This window comes from Pseudoalteromonas sp. P1-13-1a, from assembly GCF_001401875.1.
Lineage (GTDB): Bacteria > Pseudomonadota > Gammaproteobacteria > Enterobacterales > Alteromonadaceae > Pseudoalteromonas.
This window is the reverse complement of sequence record NZ_LKDV01000002.1, coordinates 314,570-332,428: the sequence shown is the minus strand read 5'-3', so window position 1 is coordinate 332,428 and position 17,859 is coordinate 314,570. Positions and strand designations below refer to the sequence as shown.

Sequence of the window (17,859 nt, the reverse complement as noted above, 5' to 3'; positions counted from 1 at the left end):
ATCATTGAAAACTCTGATAATCCTAAAATAAATGTACCTAGCGCTAACACTAATAAAATAGCCGCTTTGTTTAACTGATTAGATGCCGACGCAACATCAGAACTCATAGAAGATCCTTTAACTTTGATTTTAAAATAACGAATAGCCACACGTTAACTGTGTGGGGAGTAAACATATATTAGGTGTGGAGTGTGTCAGTGAGATGGCTATTTTAAGTTAAAAAGTGTACTGCGTCATGTATAAAAATAGTATTTTTGGCTTGTTTTACTTTTGTTAACTACTAAAAAATGATAGCTATAGTGTTAATTTATAAAAAGATAATGCAGAGCAGTAAATTAGTAAGCTATTATTTGCTCGCAGAATAGCTAAAAAACACTTATATTTACAAAGTTGTTACATTTATTGCTAGCTAACATATTATTTTTATATTTGCTTGTTATTGTCGCTCTAATATTAGTCTCTAAAGGTTTTAACATATGTTTGGTCTACGAAAAGATAACGCTAAAGTTGATGAATTGGAACGTCAACTCAATGAAAGTAAATCAGTACTATCAGCTATTTATAAGCATGTAGCGTATATTGAATTTACACCTGAAGGAAAAATTTTAGATGCTAACGAACTTTTTTTAGACACCATAGGTTACAAAAGAGAAGAAATAATTGGCAAGCATCACCGTATGTTTTGCGACTCTGATTATGCTAATTCAAATGAGTACAGCCAATTTTGGCAATCGTTGCAAGGTGCAAACTCAGCGAGCGGTACTTTTATGCGCTTTAACGCTAATGGTGAAAAACTATGGCTAGAGGCTACTTACTTTCCTGTGGAAGTTAATGGTGTGGTGAGTAAGGTGATTAAAATAGCCTCTGATATTACAAAAGATTATGTACAGCGAAAATCTCAAGAAGCGCTCACCGAAGCACTTGATAAGGCACTGGCCACAATTGAATTTAACCCCGATGGCACCATTATTAAAGCAAATCAAAACTTTTTATCTACAGTGGGTTATTCACTTGCAGAAATAGTGGGTAAGCATCACAAAATGTTTTGTACTGACTCTTTTTATCAAAATAATCCTCGGTTTTGGGAGGAGCTAAGCGAGGGACAGTTTAAATCGGGTAAGTTTAAACGCATAACCTCTAACGGGGATGAAATTTGGTTAGAGGCAACCTACAATCCTATTTTAGATAACAAAGGCAACGTAATAAAAGTCGTGAAGTTTGCCTCTAATATAACTGAACGGATAAAAGAAAACGAAGCTGTAAGTGACGCTGCAAAAATTGCACACGAGTCAGCCGTGTCGAGTGCGCAAACGGCCAAAAGAGGGTCAGAGATATTACACGATGCAATTGCAAACTCCGATGCAATTGTAAGCCAAGTGCTTAAATCGGTTGATTTAATTAAAAATCTGAATGAACAATCGGCGGTTATCGGGTCTATTGTTTCGACCATAAGCAGTATTGCCGATCAAACTAATCTATTGGCGCTCAATGCCGCTATTGAGGCCGCACGAGCGGGTGAGTACGGCCGCGGCTTTGCCGTTGTGGCCGACGAGGTTAGGCAGCTTGCTGCAAGCACCAGTAGTTCTACCAACGAAATTGCTACTGTGGTTAAAAATAACCAAGAATTGACTAACGATATTTCAAAACAAATTACCTCGGTGTCTGACTCCTCAGAGCAGGGTCGTGAGCTTGTAGCAAAAGTCTCTGAAGTAATACAAGAAATAGAACGAGGCGCTGATGCTGTCTCTGCCACAGTGTCTAGACTTAACGTGAGTTAAGTTGCAGTAATTTGTTAAACTGCGACATTTTGTCGCGCTATAATCCTATAAGTACATTATATAATTTATGCCATATATAACAGTGGCATAAATTATAAATGGCTTATATCAAACGTATACAACACACTTATTTACTCTCTCCTTTAGCACTATTAATTAGCGGCTTTTTATCGCCTGTGGTGCTCGCTGATGATAATGACTTAGAAGTTATTGAAGTTCACGGACATACACAAAATAAGCATTTATCACTTGGCTCATCAGAGGCAATGCTTGGTCATTTAGGTGTTGATTTTTCGGCTGCGGGCGGAGTGTCTAACTTACCTATTTTAAATGGTTTAATGGGCGATAGAGTAAAAGTATTTGTAGATGGAGCGGATTTAACAGCTGCCTGTGCTAATCAAATGAATCCGCCGCTTTCTTATATTTCTGCCAATCAAGTTGCGGCTTATAAGGTTGTTGCTGGTGTCTCGCCAGTAAGTGCAGGTGGCGATAACATTGCAGGTGTAATAAGTGTTAATTCTATTTCACCACAATACAGCGAAACGAGCGAGTTAGCATGGCACTCCGGTTATGTGTCGGCTAAATACAGTAGTGTCGATAATGGCCGAAAGTTAGGTGTTGGCGCTCGTATAGCCAGTGATACATTAAGCTTTGATTACCAGGGCGCGTTTAGTGATGCCAACAGCTACGAAGATGGCAAGGGTAACAAAGTACTTGATACACTATACCGCGCTCAAAATCACAGTTTAACGGGCGCGATACGCGATGAAAAACAACAACTGGTCGTAAAGCTTACGCATCAAAAAATACCGTTCCAAGGTTTTGCTAACCAGTACATGGATATGACTGACAATACCAGCTATGGCGCTATTGCCCAATATAAGCGCAGCTTTGAAAGCAGTGAGCTGCAAGGGCAGGTCAATTGGCATAGTGTAAAGCACGAAATGGGCTTTTTTAGTAAAGAAAAAACCGGCATGATGCCCATGAAAACAGATGCAAAAGATATAAGCACGCAGCTTAAATGGCGTCTTACACTTGATAAAAATAGCTCATTACTGCTCGGGCAGGAATATTATAACTACCGCATTGATGATTGGTGGCCGGCGATTGAAGGCTCAACCATGATGGGGCCAAATGATTATATAAATATTAATAATGGGAAGCGTGAGCGTATTGCCTTATTTGCAGAGTATGAAAGCCAAATTAATAATAAGCTTTGGTTAAATACGGGAGTGAGGGTTGAGCGTGTTAATACGCAAGTTGATGAAGTGCAGGCCTATAACGATGGCATGAGTATGATGGATATGGGCAGTATGAGCACGATGACCACTGCTAATAATGCGCTAGCTGCAAATGACTTTAATAATGCCGATAGAGACAAAACCGACACTTTAGTTGATGTAAATGTACTCGCTAATTACCAAATTACACTTTATGACGAGCTCCAATTAGGCCTTGCTCGCAAAAATCGCGCACCCAATTTATATGAGCGCTACAGCTGGGGTGTAAGTAATATGGCAAGTACTATGATTGGCTGGTACGGCGATGCTAATGGTTATATAGGCAACCCAAACCTTAACGCCGAAACCGCCCATACCATTAGTGCAACGTATTCAAAAACAGCTAAAGATGATGCGTGGCGTGTAAGTGCTAATGTGTGGTATACCGATATAAACGACTACATTGATGCAAATATTGTTCGTAATTTTAATAGTTATGGCTTAGCAAACACAACGCGTAATATTTTACAGTTCACTAATGTTGACGCCACATTGTATGGTGCAAAGCTTGATATAAGTAAGTCGCTTTATCAATCAAAGCAGTTTGGCAAATGGCTGTTAAAAGCAAACGTTACAAGTACCCGTGGCAAGCGCGACGACACAAACCAACCGCTATATCAAATTAAGCCATTACATACAGAGTTAACATTAAGCCAGCAAATAGGGGTATTTGAAAATACGCTGTCGTGGGAGTGGGTTGATTCAAAATCACGCGTTGATGTTAACCGCCTTGAAAACCAAACAAGCAGCTATAATTTAGTGAACTTGTCCTCTAAAACCACCTTTAATGCATTAACGCTAAGTGCTGAGGTAACTAACTTATTTGATGTGTTTTACGAGTTGCCATTAGGGGGAGTAAGTATTGCTGCACTAAAACAAAATAATAGCGCGGGCTTTACCCAATTGTCGGGGCAGGGGCGCTCATTTAATATAAGCGCAAGTTATGCTTTTTAGAGGTTATTAATAGTTAAGTCACCATTGTGTTGTGGCTTAACGCTAATTATTAATCAGTAGTCGCACTTTGCTCATCGTCGGCACAAAGAGATTGCTCTGCTTCTAAAGCTTGTTTTTCGCGCTCGGCTTTAGATACATACGCTGGTTTATTACTTTTGTGTAATTTAGCATTAGCACGTTTATCTTTTTTCTGAAATTTAGTGACGATTTTTTTACGGCGATTCATTAGTACTAATACTCTGATAAATTTAGTTCGCGCATTATACAACCAATGCGATTAAAGCCGCCATATAAATTTAAAACACGATCATTGTAATCCTGTCGCAAAGCGCTATTTAATATTATGCTGCAGCGCTATAATTTGGCCTTTATTTAGTCATACAACGGGATACGTTTTGAAAAAGTTAGTTTTGCTCTGCAGTGCTTTATTTGCTTTTAATACTCATGCGCAATTACATGAAAATATTGATAGTGTAGCTGATTACGCTGTAAATACTTATCAACAATCACAAATTCACACACTAACTAATTTAGTGGCTTTTCCTACAGTAAATAAAGATTCAATACCCGCGCCACAAAATCCTGACTTTATTAATTTTAAGTCGGTATTAAAAATGAAAGCCTCAGAGCTTGGGTTTGATTACCAAGACTTAGGCTATACCGTGCTTATAGGTATGGGCGATCAAAACGAAAAGGTTACCGTTGTTACTCACGGAGATGTACAACCTGCCAATGCAAGTAAGTGGAAACAAAGCCCATTTATCATTGATACCTCTGAGCCTGGAAAATTAGTAGGGCGCGGCACAGAAGATGACAAAGGCGCTATAGCTACTGCGCTTTACGCTATGAAAGCGATTAAAGATAAAGGCATAAAGCTTGATAACCGTATAGAGTTGATGATTTACCTTGCCGAAGAGTCAGACTGGGACCCACTTACTGAATTTATGAAAACCTATGAGCAACCAAAATATGCAGTAACCATTGATGCATCATACCCTGTAGTTGTTGCCGAAAAAGGCTGGAGCTTAATTGCCCCTACGTTTAATGCTACCTCAAAGCAAACTGGGGTTTATGTAAGTGATGTTGCTGGTGGCGCGTTTAGAAGCCAAATACCGGAAGATGCAAGCTTAGTGCTGCATAACGCAAGCGCTGCAATTATTAACTCATTAAAAACAAAAGCTAAAACGCTTAGTGACGTTGAGTTTAATTTTGAAGAGCAAGGTAAAGGCTTAAAAATAACTGTAAAAGGGGTATCTGCGCACTCATCTGAGCCTGAGTCGGGCGTTAATGCCATCGCACACCTGGGTGAGTTATTTAAAGATGTAGCGCTTGAAAATAATAGCGATGGCCAGCTTATTAAATTTGTAAACCAATTAATTGGCTTAGATATTCATGGTAAGCAATTTGGTAATATTGCTTATAAGCATAATTTTATGGGCCCAATGACAGTGGCGCCTACCCTTATCGAGCGCGATGGTAATGCACTAACGTTAGCCATTAACGCGCGCCGCCCAGTAGGCAAAGAGGAAAAACTACTTAAAGCGCAAATTAACAGTGCGATAAAGGAATGGGAAACAGCAAATAACGTAATGCTTAGTAAAGTAGATACGGTTATTGGTACACCCATGCTGTTAGATAACGCACCGCACGCACAAAAGCTACTCGATATATTTAAGCATTTTACCGGCGACAAAAAAGCTGACTTCGTATCAATAGGTGGCGGCACTAACGCAAAACTATTTGATAATGCCGTGTCATTTGGCCCTTCAATGCCGGGTAAACGTTACACAGGCCACTCTGAGCATGAATTTATAACGCTTGAGCAATTGGCGCTAAATTTACGTATGTATACGGCAATGATGATAGAGCTAGGAAATATGTAAGCTATAGCTGTTTTAATTTAAAAGCCGCCTTGTTTAACTAAAGTGACTTCAGCAAGGCGGCTTTTTTGTATTTATTAAAACTGGGCTACAAAACTGAGATTGTATATATCATAGTTATTTTTATCAGTGTAGTTGGCGCTGAAATAGTAGCTATCGTTAATAAAGTATTTACCCTCAACAACTAAATCTGAGTCGCTTACGCCGATACCCACTGCAACGTGCTTATTGAAGTAGTAATTTGCCAGTACATCAAAAAAAGGGTCATCACCAGCATCGAGATAGTCAACATTTATAGAAACGTAGCTTTCATCGTAAAGGTGAGCAAAGTAACGTGATGATAAGTCCCACGAGTCTATTTCATCATCAGTCTCGACAGTAAAACCTAGGTAGTCGGTGTCATTAATTTGATGGTTATATTGCGCTTTAAATAAATAAACCGTATCACCATATTCGTAATCTACCATACGTGCAGATACTTTTAACGAATCTGCAAATAAGTAACCTATACCAAGCGAATAGGTATCTGTATCGCCAATGTTGGGTAATTCAAAAGTTGCAAAAGCATTACCGTAAAAGCCTTCTCCAAAAATCCCTTTTTTGCTATAACCATCTGAATTAAAGTAATTTAAGCCTATATTACTATCTGTATCTAGGTAGCCATAATCATCCCACACTCCCGAGCTTTGTTGCTCTTCAAAGTAATAATGCGTAGATAACCCGTACACATTATCGCTGTAATAGCGTGAATCAATTTTTGCGTAGTTAATTGTATTAAACCATTGCTTTGATGCTGATTGTTCAGCGTTTACTGACGCTGCACAGCTAAGTGCAAGCAAAGAGAGTGGTATTAAGTAGCGCATAAGTATCCTTTCTTATAATTAAATAGGTGTATCTGAAAAAGGTATTATATTTAACGCTCGTTAAAATACATTTAAAAAATTGTAAGTAACTGTATGTTTGTATAAGTATTTGTAGGAATGCGCTTGAAGGGGCTGCTATAAATTTATGACTAATGTCATATTAACTGATGACAAATAGCACCTTTCAGGCTTAAAAATTAAGGCAATAATAACCTTACATTTTAAGAGGAGAGCAAACATGAATACACCAGCATTTTTTGATAACTTAAAACGTTACTTAGTGGTTTTAACTTTTTTTACTGTAGTTAACCTAATTACATCACCCAATTATTTGTGGGTTGTGTGGCCTGCGCTAGGGATGGGTATTGCGCTTCTTAACGACTTATTAGATTTAAATCGTTCAAAAAGGGTAGGGTAATGAAAGTGAAGCCAAGTGAATATTTACTTGGCTTAAATTACTTAATGTAAAAGAGATAGCCGTTTATGAGGCGCTCTTGAGTGTTGCATTAAGAGATATTTCGGTATTGAGCAGCTTTGAAATAGGGCACCCTTTTTTAGTTTGCTCACACAATGCCTGAAATTGCTCGTTAGCAATATCTTTAATCCGTGCGTTTACGTCAAGTGCTATATGGGTGACTGCAAAGCCATCATCAACTTCATCGAGACTTACCGTTGCTTTGGTATCAATTTTATCGGCTGTAAAGCCTGCATCACCTAATGTAAGTGACAACGCCATACTAAAACAGGCACTGTGCGCCGCACCTACCAATTCTTCTGGGTTTGAACCATGCTCGTCTTCAAAGCGAGTATTAAAGCCAAAAGATTGTTTATCAAGTGCGCCGCTTTGCGTAGAAATACTGCCTTTACCTGTTTTAATATCGCCAGACCAGGTTGAGCTAGCCGTTTTTTTAATCGTCATTATCTTCTCCTTGCGTTGCATGTAAGCTTTTCAGACTAAATAAGTGCTATTTACATAAAGCAGCTAAATACAGCCTTAAAAGCCGAATTATCCATACCTTTGCAAAATAGACGCCAGATAGCTCACACGTAGCATGAAGGATTAATACTTTTTATTTTTATTACGTTTACAGCGCTCTGAGCAGTAAATAACGTTATCCCAATCACGCAGCCACTTTTTGCGCCATGTAAAAGGCCTATTGCAAACAGGGCATGTTTTTTGTGGTAAGTGACTTTTTTTGTGTGCCATATTAATTGCTTTTTGCGGTGTGTTTTTGTGTGCGAGTAAGTCCTACATGCTTTTTTAATATGTTAGGAATTGCACGTTTAACATCGGCGCGCTCTCGATATTGCCATAAACGTTCGCGCGCTTGTTTAGAGGCATCGGTTAAATCAAGCATGGGCTCGGGGTAATCTTCTCCTAATTTAAAGTCGTTAAACAGCGCTTCCATGGGTGTTTGTTGCCACGGTTCGTGTAAATATTCTATTGGTAGCTTTTCAAGTTCGGGGCACCACTTTTTAATAAAGACGCCGGATGGGTCTTGATCTTCAGATTGTTTAATTGGGTTGTAATGCCTAATGGTGTTAATACCCGTAACTGAGGCCTGCATTTGTATTTGCGGGTAATGAATACCCGGTTCAAAGTCTAAAAAGTAATTTGCCAAAGGTAAGCTTGCCTGCTGCCAGCTTATATTTAAATGGTGCGTTACAAAGCTAACCAACATAGCGCGCATTCTAAAATTAATATAGCCTGTAGCTTTTAAACAGCGCATGCAGGCATCAATAATAGGGATACCCGTTTGGCCTTGCGCCCAACGCTCAATATCGCGTTCTACATGCTCATCGGTACGATACGGAAATACATGATAACCTGGGTTTAATGCTTTAAATTCCATAGTGCATTCACTTTCAAACTTTTGCATAAAGTGGCAATGCCAGTGCAGGCGCGATACAAAAGCAGCGAGCGGACGCTTCCAGCCTTTTTTGCTGGGGTGTTTAGAATGGTATTCATCAATTGCCATTTGGTACACTTGCTTAAGGCTAATATTACCCCACGCTAAATAAGGTGAAAGCCTAGAGCAATGAATACGGCTTAAACTGGGGCTAGATATGCCTTTTTGATATCCCTTACCGCGCTCAGCAAAAAAGCTTTGCAGTATTGTGCGCGCAGTTAAAGGCCCACCTACCTGAAAGTTATCATCATTTTGCGTGTAGCTTTTGGGTAATTTAGGTGTTTTGTGGTTATCAAGGGAAATGGTTTTTATATTTTGCCAATTAGGAATAGCAATAGGAGCCTGCATTGTTTGTTGCCAGCGTGCGTTCCAATCTTTACGGTTTTTTTTGCCACGAATAACGGCGCCCGTTTGTGATTCATGCCAGTGTACTTGTTGCTCTTTACACCACATGGCAACGGCTTTATCTCGCTCAAAGGTATTGTTTAAGCCAATTTCTTGATGGCTAAATATGTTTGCTATTTGGTATGTTTGATTAAGCGTGTTTAACAGTGTCAGCATGTCTTGGCTAAAAATATAAAGCGTTGCTTTATAGCGATTTAGCTGCTGATTTATTTCACATATTGATTGATAAACAAATCGCCAATGGCGCACATTATAATGTGCATCCTCAAGCATTAGTGGCTCAAAGTTGTAAAGCAGTAACGTGGGTAAACCGTTATTAAAAGCATGTTTAAGTGGTTGATGATCGCTAAGGCGTAAATCGCGTTTAAACCACACTATGTTTATCTTTTCGCGCATATTTAAAAAAGTGGCTGCAGTTATGAAATACTGTACGCAATAAAGCGTTTTTACGATTTGCAGTACGACGTATAAAGGAGAATTATGTTTTTAGATTTAACACAAAACACGCAGCACAATGTTTACTCTTATTTAGTTGGGGGTATTAGCCCACGGCCGATTGCTTGGGTAAGCACACTTAGTAAGGAGGGAATTGCTAATATTGCCCCGTATTCTTTCTTTACAGTGGCCAGCTGTAACCCCCCAGTGTTGAGCGTGACTCAAGTAAACCCACGCGACAAAGCCAATAAAGACACGCTTTTAAACCTTCAAGCCACTAACAGCTGCGTGGTTAATATTGTTAGTGAAGAGCTAGTCGAGAAAATGAATCAAAGTTGCGCTAACTATCCGCATAATGTGAGTGAATTTGAGGCGGCAAATATTGAATCAGTAGCTAGTATACAGGTTGCATCCCTAAGTGTCGCAGCGGCTAAAGTAAGATACGAATGTACTTTAAGAGAAATTATTCAAATAAGCGACGAACCCGGTGGCGGCAAAGTTATGCTGCTCAACGTGGTAGGAATTTATATTGATGATAACGTGTTAGTGAATGGCTATATAGACCCCACGCGTTTAAACAGCCTAGGCAAAATGGGTGGAGACTACTTTAGCTCTACCAAAGATAAATTTGTACTAAAGCGGCCACAATTGTAAAATAACAGATTAACTTTATACACTTAGTGTTAACTCATTAAGCGTTACTTATAAAAACAAATGGATATTGAATGTCTTAATTTTACCTCACTTTAGTACTTGCCCTACTTAGTTTTAGTTGTCTCTCAGCGCCTGATAAAAAGTTACCCATAGAAGCGTTTGCTGGCTTAAAAAGCATAAGCCAAGTTAAGCTCTCACCTGATGGAAATAACATTGCGTATGTAAAAAACCTTGATGGCGATTTAGTTTTAATGGTGCAGAGCCTTACAACGGGCAAGGGCAAGCCGATTATTAAATCGGATAATCATACTGTATTTTTTGACTGGTTTAGCTGGGCAAACAATAATGTGTTGTTATTGGGTGCACGATACATTAAATATCAATTTGGTGGGGTTAAGATATGCATCTACTTTAATGTATTCGTATAATTTAAGTGATGATAAAGGAATAAAACTGGCTTTTAGGGCAAACAAAACACGTGATGAAAAGCAGCCCCAGTTTTCTGACCAAATTATTAGTTTTTTACCGGAGCAAGAAAATAAAATACTTGTGCAGGGGGATTTTAAAATTGCCAATACCCCTGCTGTGTATGAGCTTGACCTAACTACTTTACGTAAAAAACAAATACAACGTGCTCGTGCAGATGTAACCAGTTGGTTTGCTGATAGGCAAGGCAAAGTTCGTATTGCTAAAAAAATGGATGAAACACAATTTACTTACGAGCTGTACAACGAGCAAAAAGAGTCGTGGCAAACACTATTTAGCTACGAAGTATTTAGTGAGCAAAGTATTTCGATACTTGGCTTTGATAAAGACCCTAATTTTTTATACATCACTGCGCTACATGAGGGACGTGAAGCATTATTTAAGCTTAATTTAACAACTAACAAACGTGAGCTCATTTTTAGCGATGATAAGTACGATGTAGATGGCGATATTTTTTACTCCCGTAAAACTGGTGAAGTTGCAGGCTTTACGCATTCTCAGTTAGAAGATGGTATTGCGTATTGGGATGAAGACTTAGATAAGTTACATCGTTCTTTACGAGCTTCATTACCTAAAGATTCATTTGAAATGGATATTGTTAGCACCAGCGACGATCAACAAAAATATGTACTTTATGTCAGCTCAGATAAAACTTCAGGCGCCTACATGTTAGGTGACAGAAAGCGAGGAGACTTAACATTTTTTGCAGACGTTTACCCACACATTAATGAAAGCGTATACGCCGGTAAAGAGCTCATTAGCTATAAAGCACGTGACGGGCTTGTTATAGAAGGCTACTTAACGCTGCCTGTTGGCTATGAGAAGGGCGATAAGTTACCCACTATTATATTTCCACATGGTGGGCCTATGGCGCGAGATTATGCAGGCTTTGACTATTGGACGGCGCTACTGGCATACAATGGTTACGCCGTGTTACAGCCTAACTTTCGTGGCTCAAGTGGTTATGGTTATGACTTTTTAATGCAGTCGATCCAAGGTTTTGGTTTAGCCATGCAAGATGACTTACAAGATGGAGCTAACTGGTTAATAGACCAGGGGATTGCTCAGCCAGATAAAATTTGTATTGGTGGCGCAAGCTACGGTGGGTATGCCGCCCTAATGGCTGTTATTAAACACCCTGAAACATTTAAATGTGCGGCAAGTTTTGCAGGGGTAACTGACCTTGAGCATATTGTGAGTAAAGCTCGATACTTTACAAACAAAGACATAGTAAGAAAACAGTTTGGAACAAATAGCGATAAGTTAGAGGCTAATTCTCCTGTTAACTTTGCAAAATCGATTAACAAACCAATTTTACTTATTCATGGCAGCGACGACAGCGTAGTACCTATTTATCACAGCCGAGAAATGGAAGGTGAATTAGATGACGAAGATAAAGATGTTACTTACATTGAGCTAGAAGAGGGTGATCATTACTTGTCCTATCAGCCGCATAGAATTAAAACATTACAAGCGTTTCTCGATTTTTTTGATAAGCATTTAAAAAACGATTGATAACAAAGGCGACTTAGGTCGCCTTTTTTGATCTTAAATTTCTAAATAATGCACATTGTTTGCACTTTTACTTGTTAACATTGTACGTTGTTATTAAAGGCGCTATTTATAAGTCGCTATAATAGAACACACAGTTAATACAATTGGTATTACAGGCTATTCTTAAAAGTGCTTAGAGCTTTTAAGAATACGTTTTAGCGGTAAAAAAATACGTAATAAATAATAGCTCAAATGCTTTAGAGTCAGGTTTATAAAAAATAAATGAAAATTCATAATAAACTTTTTTTAATATTATTTAGTTTTACTTTTAGCATTATTGCGGGGTTAGTTGTGCTTATTCAGTACAGTATTGGCCAAGGTGTTATTGATTTTGTTAACGCTAAAGAAGTAAAAGCATTAGAGCCATTGGCAGTACAACTCGCTAATAAGTATGCGCACACTCCCTCGTGGGATAAAATTATAGGTAACGATCAGCGCTTTTTAAGGTTGGTTGAATCGCAATTGCAATCAAGTCAGTTTTTACCTAGTTTACGCGATATGCCACAGCGCCCAGAAATTCGCGGCGAACGCAGACCCAGGCCCCCACAGCATTTGGCGCAGCGCGATCGTCGCCCACCGCCTGAGCATGCCGCGCACTATGCACTACTTGATGAAAACCAGCAGCGTATTTTTGGTAAATTATTTGAGGATTTAAAGTACATTAAAACGCCCATAGAGCTTGAAGGTAAAACAATTGCTTATCTTGCTGTTTCAAAAAGAAAAAGCCTAGCAGATGGGTACGAGCTTGATTTTTTAAAGCAGCAAACTAACTATTTATGGCTTATTGCGTTAACCGCAGGGCTACTTACCTTAATGTTGTCTTTTTTATTAGCAAGGCACTTAGTTGGCCCTGTAAAGCAAATAGCCAGCGGTATGCACAAGCTTACTAAAGGGCAGTACAGCACAAAGCTTTTATTAGATAGAAAAGACGAGCTGGGCCAGCTTAGTGAAGATTTTAACACCTTGGCCTTTACGCTTGCTAAGGATGAGCAAGTACGTAAACGTTGGCTTGCAAATATTTCTCATGAACTAAGAACGCCCATGAGCATTTTACTCGGTGAGCTCGAAGCTATGTTGCTTGGGATACGTGAACCAAATAATAAAAATATAAGTTCTGCTAACGATGAAGCGCTGCATTTAAAGCGCTTGATTGACGACCTACACATGTTAAACAGCGCAGAGCTAGGCGGCATGCATTACACCATGCAACCTACCGACGTAGGTTATTTACTTAACTCCATAGAGCAAAAGTATCACGTTATTTTTAAGCAGCACGCTATTAATTTTTACTTTCTTAATAGCGCTAATAACACCACAGTAAACGCAGATAAAACGCGTATACTGCAGTTGCTAGATAATATATTAATGAATGCGGTGCATTACGCCCAGTGCTCAACTATTTCTTTAAGTGCCAATAACGTAAATATTAAAGGCCAAGCCTATTTAGAGCTTATTATAGAGGACAACGGGATAGGCGTTGAGCAAACGCATTTATCGCACTTGTTTGAATATTTATACCGTGTAGACAGCTCTCGCAATCGCCAAGAGGGAGGTTCTGGTTTGGGCTTGTCAATTTGCCAACATATCGTTAAAGGCCATAATGGCGAAATAGCGGCTGAAAAAGCAAGTTTAGGTGGTTTAGCGATTATTATTCGCCTGCCTTTAGTAAAGGTTTAGAGGACAGTATGGAAGATCAAATACTTATTGTTGAAGATGAAATAAAACTTGCCAATTTAATGAGCGACTTTTTAACAAGTCATCATTATCAAACGCACCTTATTCATCATGGTGATGAAGTACTTAGCTGGCTTGAAAGTAACAAGCCAAGTGTTATTTTATTGGATATTATGCTGCCAGGGCAAAGCGGTATAGAGCTGTGCAAAGCGATAAGAAAGTTCTCTAATGTGCCCATTATTATGGTTTCGGCAAAGGTAGAGGAGATTGACCGATTGCTTGGGCTAGAATTGGGCGCCGATGATTATATTTGTAAACCGTTTAGCTATGCTGAGCTGGTGGCGCGTGTAAAAGCAATTTTAAGGCGTGTGAATAGCACAAAAGAGCCTGTAAATAATGCCATGACACTGGATGAAAGTACTTACAGTGTTAACTATAAAAATAGCAGTATAGAACTAACTAATTTTGAATTTCAGCTATTTAAGCCTTTGTATTCAAATCCTAACCGAATTTACTCACGCGATAGCTTAATGGACACCATGTACGCAGACCAACGTATAGTTAGCCACCGCACTATAGACAGCCACATAAAAAAATTACGTAAAAAGCTGGATGAAGTAACGCAAACCGAAAGCGTTATTCAGTCGGTTTATGGGGTGGGCTATCGGTTTGTTCATCCTCAATAGCTAAAAGTGAGCGCAGCTTTACTCATCATCTGCATTTTTAATACGTTCTAAACGGTCGAACTCTTCGTATTCGGCCGCTTGTATTTCATCTAGCACAGCATCTACATCTGCAACTTCGCTACTGTCTTCAAATTCCCCGCTGAGCACCGTGTTTGGCGTTAAGCTGGCCTCTTCAAACAGTGCCCACATTTCTTTTGCGTATTGGGTTTTTAAAAGGCTAGGTGCAAACTGCGCATAATAACGGCGTATGTTGTTTACATCGCGCGTAAACATTGCTTGCGCACTGTTATTAGCCGCGGCGTTTACAGCTTGCGGAAGGTCAATAATGACAGGCCCTTTATTATCAACAAGTACGTTAAATTCCGATAAGTCACCGTGGATAATACCCGCGCACAGCATTAATTTAATATAATGAATCATCATACTGTACTGCTCAATAGCGTGTTGCTGCGTAAGGCTCACATGACCTAACTGTGGAGCAACATCACCGTCTTCATCGCACACAAGCTCCATTAACAACACGCCATCAATACAGTAATAAGTGTCGGGAACTCTGACGCCAGCACGTGATAAACGGCTAAGCGCGTCTACCTCTGCATTTTGCCAAATTTCCTCTTCTAGTTGCCGCCCATAACTAGAGCGTTTACCCATGGCACGGGCTTGGCGTCCGCCTCTCACTTTTCGACCTTCTTGATACTGTGCGGCTTTTTTAAAGCTGCGTTTAACGGCTTCTTTGTAGACTTTAGCACAGCGAATTTCGCCACCGCTGCGTACCACAAATACATCCGCTTCTTTGCCGCTCATTAAGCGGCTTATCACTTCATCAATTAGGCCATCATCAACGAGTGGCTGGAGGCGTTTAGGTATTTTCACTGCGATACAACTAGTAAAATTGGAAGATTAAACATGTATGTTTATAAGCCCTTAGTATGTTAGCTCTCAAAAACGTGTTGAAAGTGGTTTTAGGTAATTAGTCATCACAATAACCGAAATACCGAATAAGGTAAAAATAACATGATAAAAATCAGCTTTATTTTTATTTCCTTATTTTTTGCACAATGTTTGCGCTTTTTAGGCGTACTTTATATTCATACCCTTTATTAATAGCTAACCCAAGGTGACCACGATGAAGCATTTCTCTACTTTTGCCGTTGCTGCATTATTATCTATGGCTTTTTCAGCCAATGTTGCAGCCCGAGGCGGTGATAACCCACCACCTAAACCTGACTTTTCGAGCATAGATGCAGATGGTGACGGTGTGATTAGCCTTGCAGAATTTAGTGAAAGTGCGCCACCGCAAGGCGATGCGCAAACTATTTTTGATGCTATAGATGCCGATGGGAATGGCGAAATTAGCGAACAAGAATTAAGTGAACACAAGCCACCACGCCGCGCACGTTAAGGAAGAAAAAAATGATCAACAGTATTGGTAGCTCAGCGAGTTTTATGGCTCAACAATCGAGTCAAGTAAGTGCTTTAACCACAGAGCAAACTGAGTTTGTTAAAGAAACACTGGCAGAATTTGATGCACAAAACCTAAGCACAGAAGATGCGCGAAGTATTCAAGCCGCATTTGAAGAGCAGGGGATCTCGCCTACAAAAGAGTTAGCGGATTTAATGAGCGAACTTGATTTTGACGCTAAAAGTATTGGCGATGCAGGACGTCCTGAAGGGCAGCGTCCGCCACCGCCGCCACAAAACGCGCTAGAATCTGTTGATACTGACGAAGTGGTTAGCTACTTAGATGAGTTATTAACTGAGTATTCAAGCCAGCTATCAGATGAAGATAAAGAATCAATTCTTTCATCGGTACAAGAAAAATTTGGCTTAAGTGAAGGCGATTCACTGCTAAATGTAACAGCTTAGGTGTTATAACTTGAGGTAAAGCTGAGCGTTTATCCTTAGGTCTTAAGTCCAAAGCCCGGCAATAATTTTGTTGGGCTTTTTTATTATACCCATTCGCTTAATTGATTACGTATTAGTGCGGATTGGGTTTACTCTGCTTGAGGCAAAAAAATCGCGCTAATAGCACCTAATAAACCGAGCAGGCTATACAACAAAATAAGCTGTGCAGTTGATAAAAATGCATCTAAAAGCCCTATACTGCCTAACATTAGAAGCAAAATACCAATTATAGTATTGCTAACCGACACGTAATCGGTGCGTTTATTGCCTTGTGCCATATCCACTAAATAGGTTTTACGCCCGAGCCGCACCCCTTGATGAGCAATACAAAGCAAAAAATAAAAACTAGGTATTACCCAAGCATATTCAAACAGTTGGCTATACCATGAGGCTATTACAAACACGCTTACGCCATTTATGGTGACAAGTAACGCACTGATCACAAGCACCTTTTGGCTAGAAAAATCGCTAAGTCTTCCCCATATTGGCCCAGAAATTAAACTTGCTAAGCCAGACACGGCTAAAAATATTGCCAATAATGAAAATTCAAACTGTTGAGAGCTTGCTAAAATAATATAAAAAGGCGCGCTTAGGGCTGAGCAAAGTAAAAAGGCGCGGGTAATGACAAAGTGTGCAAATTGTTTATCTTGATAAAGCAGCTGTAATTTACTTAGCGCAATTAAAAAGCCATTTTTACCGCCTTGGGTCGCGCCTTTGTATTCGTTTATGCGGCTATAAAAAAGTGCAGCAGCAACCCACAAAACGGCGCCTAAACTTAGCGCAATTAATACCGTATTTTGCTCTTTTTGCCCCGAAAAAAACCACATCATTAAACCAAAAGTAAGTGTTGCAAGTCCGGCAATACTTGCTGCCAGGCCACTAATATTACCTCGCTTTTTTTTAGGGATCACTTTACCTAATACATCTTTAGCAGCAATAGAGTTAAACCCGCGGGCGAGGCTAAAGAGCACCAACAGAGCTAAAATTGCATAGCCAGCTTGAGCGCCTTCTAGCACAAATGAAACACCCACCATAGCGCCAATACATAAAGCTTGGGCAAATGCACCGCAAACCCATACCCACTTTCTCACAGGGCGTTGGCGGATAATATTGGCTATCGCTAATTGGGGTAATAAAGAGCCTGATTCTCTAATAGGCACAAGCCAGGCTATAAACGCGCTTGGTACGTTTAAGCTTTGCATTAACCAAGGTAGGGTTACTTTAGGATTGAGGAGGGCATCGGCAAATTTACTAAAAAGCTGGCTTGCTAATAAAAGAATAAAGTTACCAGCAACTTCTTTGCAGTCTTCATCGTTTATGTCTTTACAGGCACGTGCGTCTTCATCGTTATTAAGGCGTTTATAGACTTGCTCTTTAGTGAGTTTTTTCATATTG

General features: G+C 39.6%; 17 protein-coding genes and 1 pseudogene. 11 read left to right on the top strand and 7 right to left on the bottom strand.

Annotation, left to right across the window (positions count from 1 at the left end):
• Window positions 1–476 precede the first annotated feature (476 nt).
• From AN391_RS20945 to AN391_RS03605, 3 genes and pseudogenes are all read left to right on the top strand, one after another.
• Window positions 477–1,247: pseudogene (locus tag AN391_RS20945) on the top strand (PAS domain-containing protein); the annotation flags it as partial.
• Between the two features lie 48 nt (window positions 1,248–1,295).
• Window positions 1,296–1,778 (top strand): methyl-accepting chemotaxis protein, encoded by a 483-nt coding sequence (locus AN391_RS20940; protein WP_235575943.1) that lies wholly within the window; start codon window positions 1,296–1,298, stop codon window positions 1,776–1,778.
• A 98-nt stretch (window positions 1,779–1,876) separates the two neighbouring features.
• Window positions 1,877–4,012 carry a TonB-dependent receptor gene (locus tag AN391_RS03605; protein WP_055014119.1) on the top strand — a complete coding sequence of 712 codons (2,136 nt, stop codon included), beginning with the start codon at window positions 1,877–1,879 and terminating at the stop codon, window positions 4,010–4,012.
• Window positions 4,013–4,061: 49 nt separating this feature from the next.
• Here the strand turns inward: AN391_RS03605 and AN391_RS20340 are convergent, their stop codons facing one another.
• Window positions 4,062–4,238 (bottom strand): DUF2986 domain-containing protein, encoded by a 177-nt coding sequence (locus tag AN391_RS20340; RefSeq protein WP_082422655.1) that lies wholly within the window; start codon window positions 4,236–4,238, stop codon window positions 4,062–4,064.
• Window positions 4,239–4,407: 169 nt separating this feature from the next.
• On the opposite strand from AN391_RS20340, the gene AN391_RS03600 reads away from it, so the two are divergent.
• Complete coding sequence (locus AN391_RS03600; protein ID WP_055014118.1) at window positions 4,408–5,895, top strand: dipeptidase; 1,488 nt, start codon at window positions 4,408–4,410, stop codon at window positions 5,893–5,895.
• Window positions 5,896–5,969: 74 nt separating this feature from the next.
• Here the strand turns inward: AN391_RS03600 and AN391_RS03595 are convergent, their stop codons facing one another.
• On the bottom strand, window positions 5,970–6,755 hold the full coding sequence (locus tag AN391_RS03595) for a putative porin (RefSeq protein ID WP_055014117.1): 786 nt from the start codon (window positions 6,753–6,755) through the stop codon (window positions 5,970–5,972).
• Between the two features lie 238 nt (window positions 6,756–6,993).
• On the opposite strand from AN391_RS03595, the gene AN391_RS03590 reads away from it, so the two are divergent.
• Complete coding sequence (locus tag AN391_RS03590) at window positions 6,994–7,173, top strand: 2TM domain-containing protein (RefSeq protein ID WP_055014116.1); 180 nt, start codon at window positions 6,994–6,996, stop codon at window positions 7,171–7,173.
• Window positions 7,174–7,236: 63 nt separating this feature from the next.
• Here AN391_RS03590 and AN391_RS03585 read toward each other — a convergent pair whose 3' ends face one another.
• From AN391_RS03585 to AN391_RS03580, 3 genes are all read right to left on the bottom strand, one after another.
• Window positions 7,237–7,674 carry an OsmC family protein gene (locus tag AN391_RS03585; protein ID WP_055014115.1) on the bottom strand — a complete coding sequence of 146 codons (438 nt, stop codon included), beginning with the start codon at window positions 7,672–7,674 and terminating at the stop codon, window positions 7,237–7,239.
• A 141-nt stretch (window positions 7,675–7,815) separates the two neighbouring features.
• Complete coding sequence (locus tag AN391_RS20335; protein ID WP_082422656.1) at window positions 7,816–7,962, bottom strand: DUF2256 domain-containing protein; 147 nt, start codon at window positions 7,960–7,962, stop codon at window positions 7,816–7,818.
• Between the two features lies 1 nt (window position 7,963).
• Entirely contained in the window at window positions 7,964–9,466 is a 1,503-nt protein-coding gene (locus AN391_RS03580; RefSeq protein WP_055014114.1) for a cryptochrome/deoxyribodipyrimidine photo-lyase family protein, read from the bottom strand.
• Window positions 9,467–9,550: 84 nt separating this feature from the next.
• On the opposite strand from AN391_RS03580, the gene AN391_RS03575 reads away from it, so the two are divergent.
• From AN391_RS03575 to AN391_RS03560, 4 genes are all read left to right on the top strand, one after another.
• Window positions 9,551–10,159, top strand: a complete 609-nt coding sequence (locus tag AN391_RS03575) for a flavin reductase family protein (RefSeq protein WP_055014113.1) — start codon at window positions 9,551–9,553, stop codon at window positions 10,157–10,159.
• Window positions 10,160–10,573: 414 nt separating this feature from the next.
• Entirely contained in the window at window positions 10,574–12,160 is a 1,587-nt protein-coding gene (locus AN391_RS03570) for a S9 family peptidase (RefSeq protein ID WP_235576464.1), read from the top strand.
• Between the two features lie 261 nt (window positions 12,161–12,421).
• The gene (locus AN391_RS03565) at window positions 12,422–13,876 is read left to right on the top strand and encodes an ATP-binding protein (RefSeq protein WP_055014112.1); all 1,455 of its coding nucleotides are present in this window, start codon (window positions 12,422–12,424) and stop codon (window positions 13,874–13,876) included.
• An 8-nt stretch (window positions 13,877–13,884) separates the two neighbouring features.
• Window positions 13,885–14,559 (top strand): response regulator, encoded by a 675-nt coding sequence (locus tag AN391_RS03560; protein WP_055014111.1) that lies wholly within the window; start codon window positions 13,885–13,887, stop codon window positions 14,557–14,559.
• 18 nt (window positions 14,560–14,577) lie between these two features.
• Here the strand turns inward: AN391_RS03560 and AN391_RS03555 are convergent, their stop codons facing one another.
• Window positions 14,578–15,432, bottom strand: coding sequence for a PA4780 family RIO1-like protein kinase (locus AN391_RS03555; protein ID WP_055014110.1), 855 nt, complete (start codon window positions 15,430–15,432; stop codon window positions 14,578–14,580).
• Between the two features lie 253 nt (window positions 15,433–15,685).
• Here AN391_RS03555 and AN391_RS03550 point away from each other — a divergent pair, with 253 nt between their 5' ends.
• Together AN391_RS03550 and AN391_RS03545 are read left to right on the top strand one after the other, a co-directional pair.
• Window positions 15,686–15,961: an EF-hand domain-containing protein gene (locus AN391_RS03550; protein WP_055014109.1), complete on the top strand. Its 276-nt coding sequence runs from the start codon at window positions 15,686–15,688 to the stop codon at window positions 15,959–15,961.
• 11 nt (window positions 15,962–15,972) lie between these two features.
• Entirely contained in the window at window positions 15,973–16,425 is a 453-nt protein-coding gene (locus AN391_RS03545; RefSeq protein WP_055014108.1) for a hypothetical protein, read from the top strand.
• Between the two features lie 128 nt (window positions 16,426–16,553).
• Here the strand turns inward: AN391_RS03545 and AN391_RS03540 are convergent, their stop codons facing one another.
• Window positions 16,554–17,855 (bottom strand): MFS transporter, encoded by a 1,302-nt coding sequence (locus AN391_RS03540; protein ID WP_055014107.1) that lies wholly within the window; start codon window positions 17,853–17,855, stop codon window positions 16,554–16,556.
• Between the last annotated feature and the right edge of the window lie 4 nt (window positions 17,856–17,859).

What these genes read in the sequence shown, in the direction of transcription:
- AN391_RS03605 (WP_055014119.1), top strand. Translation starts at nt 1,877, where the DNA reads ATGGCTTATATCAAACGTATACAACACACTTATTTACTCTCTCCTTTA.
- AN391_RS20340 (WP_082422655.1), bottom strand. Translation starts at nt 4,238, where the DNA reads ATGAATCGCCGTAAAAAAATCGTCACTAAATTTCAGAAAAAAGATAAA.
- AN391_RS03595 (WP_055014117.1), bottom strand. Translation starts at nt 6,755, where the DNA reads ATGCGCTACTTAATACCACTCTCTTTGCTTGCACTTAGCTGTGCAGCG.
- AN391_RS03590 (WP_055014116.1), top strand. Translation starts at nt 6,994, where the DNA reads ATGAATACACCAGCATTTTTTGATAACTTAAAACGTTACTTAGTGGTT.
- AN391_RS03585 (WP_055014115.1), bottom strand. Translation starts at nt 7,674, where the DNA reads ATGACGATTAAAAAAACGGCTAGCTCAACCTGGTCTGGCGATATTAAA.
- AN391_RS20335 (WP_082422656.1), bottom strand. Translation starts at nt 7,962, where the DNA reads ATGGCACACAAAAAAAGTCACTTACCACAAAAAACATGCCCTGTTTGC.
- AN391_RS03580 (WP_055014114.1), bottom strand. Translation starts at nt 9,466, where the DNA reads ATGCGCGAAAAGATAAACATAGTGTGGTTTAAACGCGATTTACGCCTT.
- AN391_RS03575 (WP_055014113.1), top strand. Translation starts at nt 9,551, where the DNA reads ATGTTTTTAGATTTAACACAAAACACGCAGCACAATGTTTACTCTTAT.
- AN391_RS03570 (WP_235576464.1), top strand. Translation starts at nt 10,574, where the DNA reads ATGTATTCGTATAATTTAAGTGATGATAAAGGAATAAAACTGGCTTTT.
- AN391_RS03565 (WP_055014112.1), top strand. Translation starts at nt 12,422, where the DNA reads ATGAAAATTCATAATAAACTTTTTTTAATATTATTTAGTTTTACTTTT.
- AN391_RS03560 (WP_055014111.1), top strand. Translation starts at nt 13,885, where the DNA reads ATGGAAGATCAAATACTTATTGTTGAAGATGAAATAAAACTTGCCAAT.
- AN391_RS03550 (WP_055014109.1), top strand. Translation starts at nt 15,686, where the DNA reads ATGAAGCATTTCTCTACTTTTGCCGTTGCTGCATTATTATCTATGGCT.
- AN391_RS03545 (WP_055014108.1), top strand. Translation starts at nt 15,973, where the DNA reads ATGATCAACAGTATTGGTAGCTCAGCGAGTTTTATGGCTCAACAATCG.
- AN391_RS03540 (WP_055014107.1), bottom strand. Translation starts at nt 17,855, where the DNA reads ATGAAAAAACTCACTAAAGAGCAAGTCTATAAACGCCTTAATAACGAT.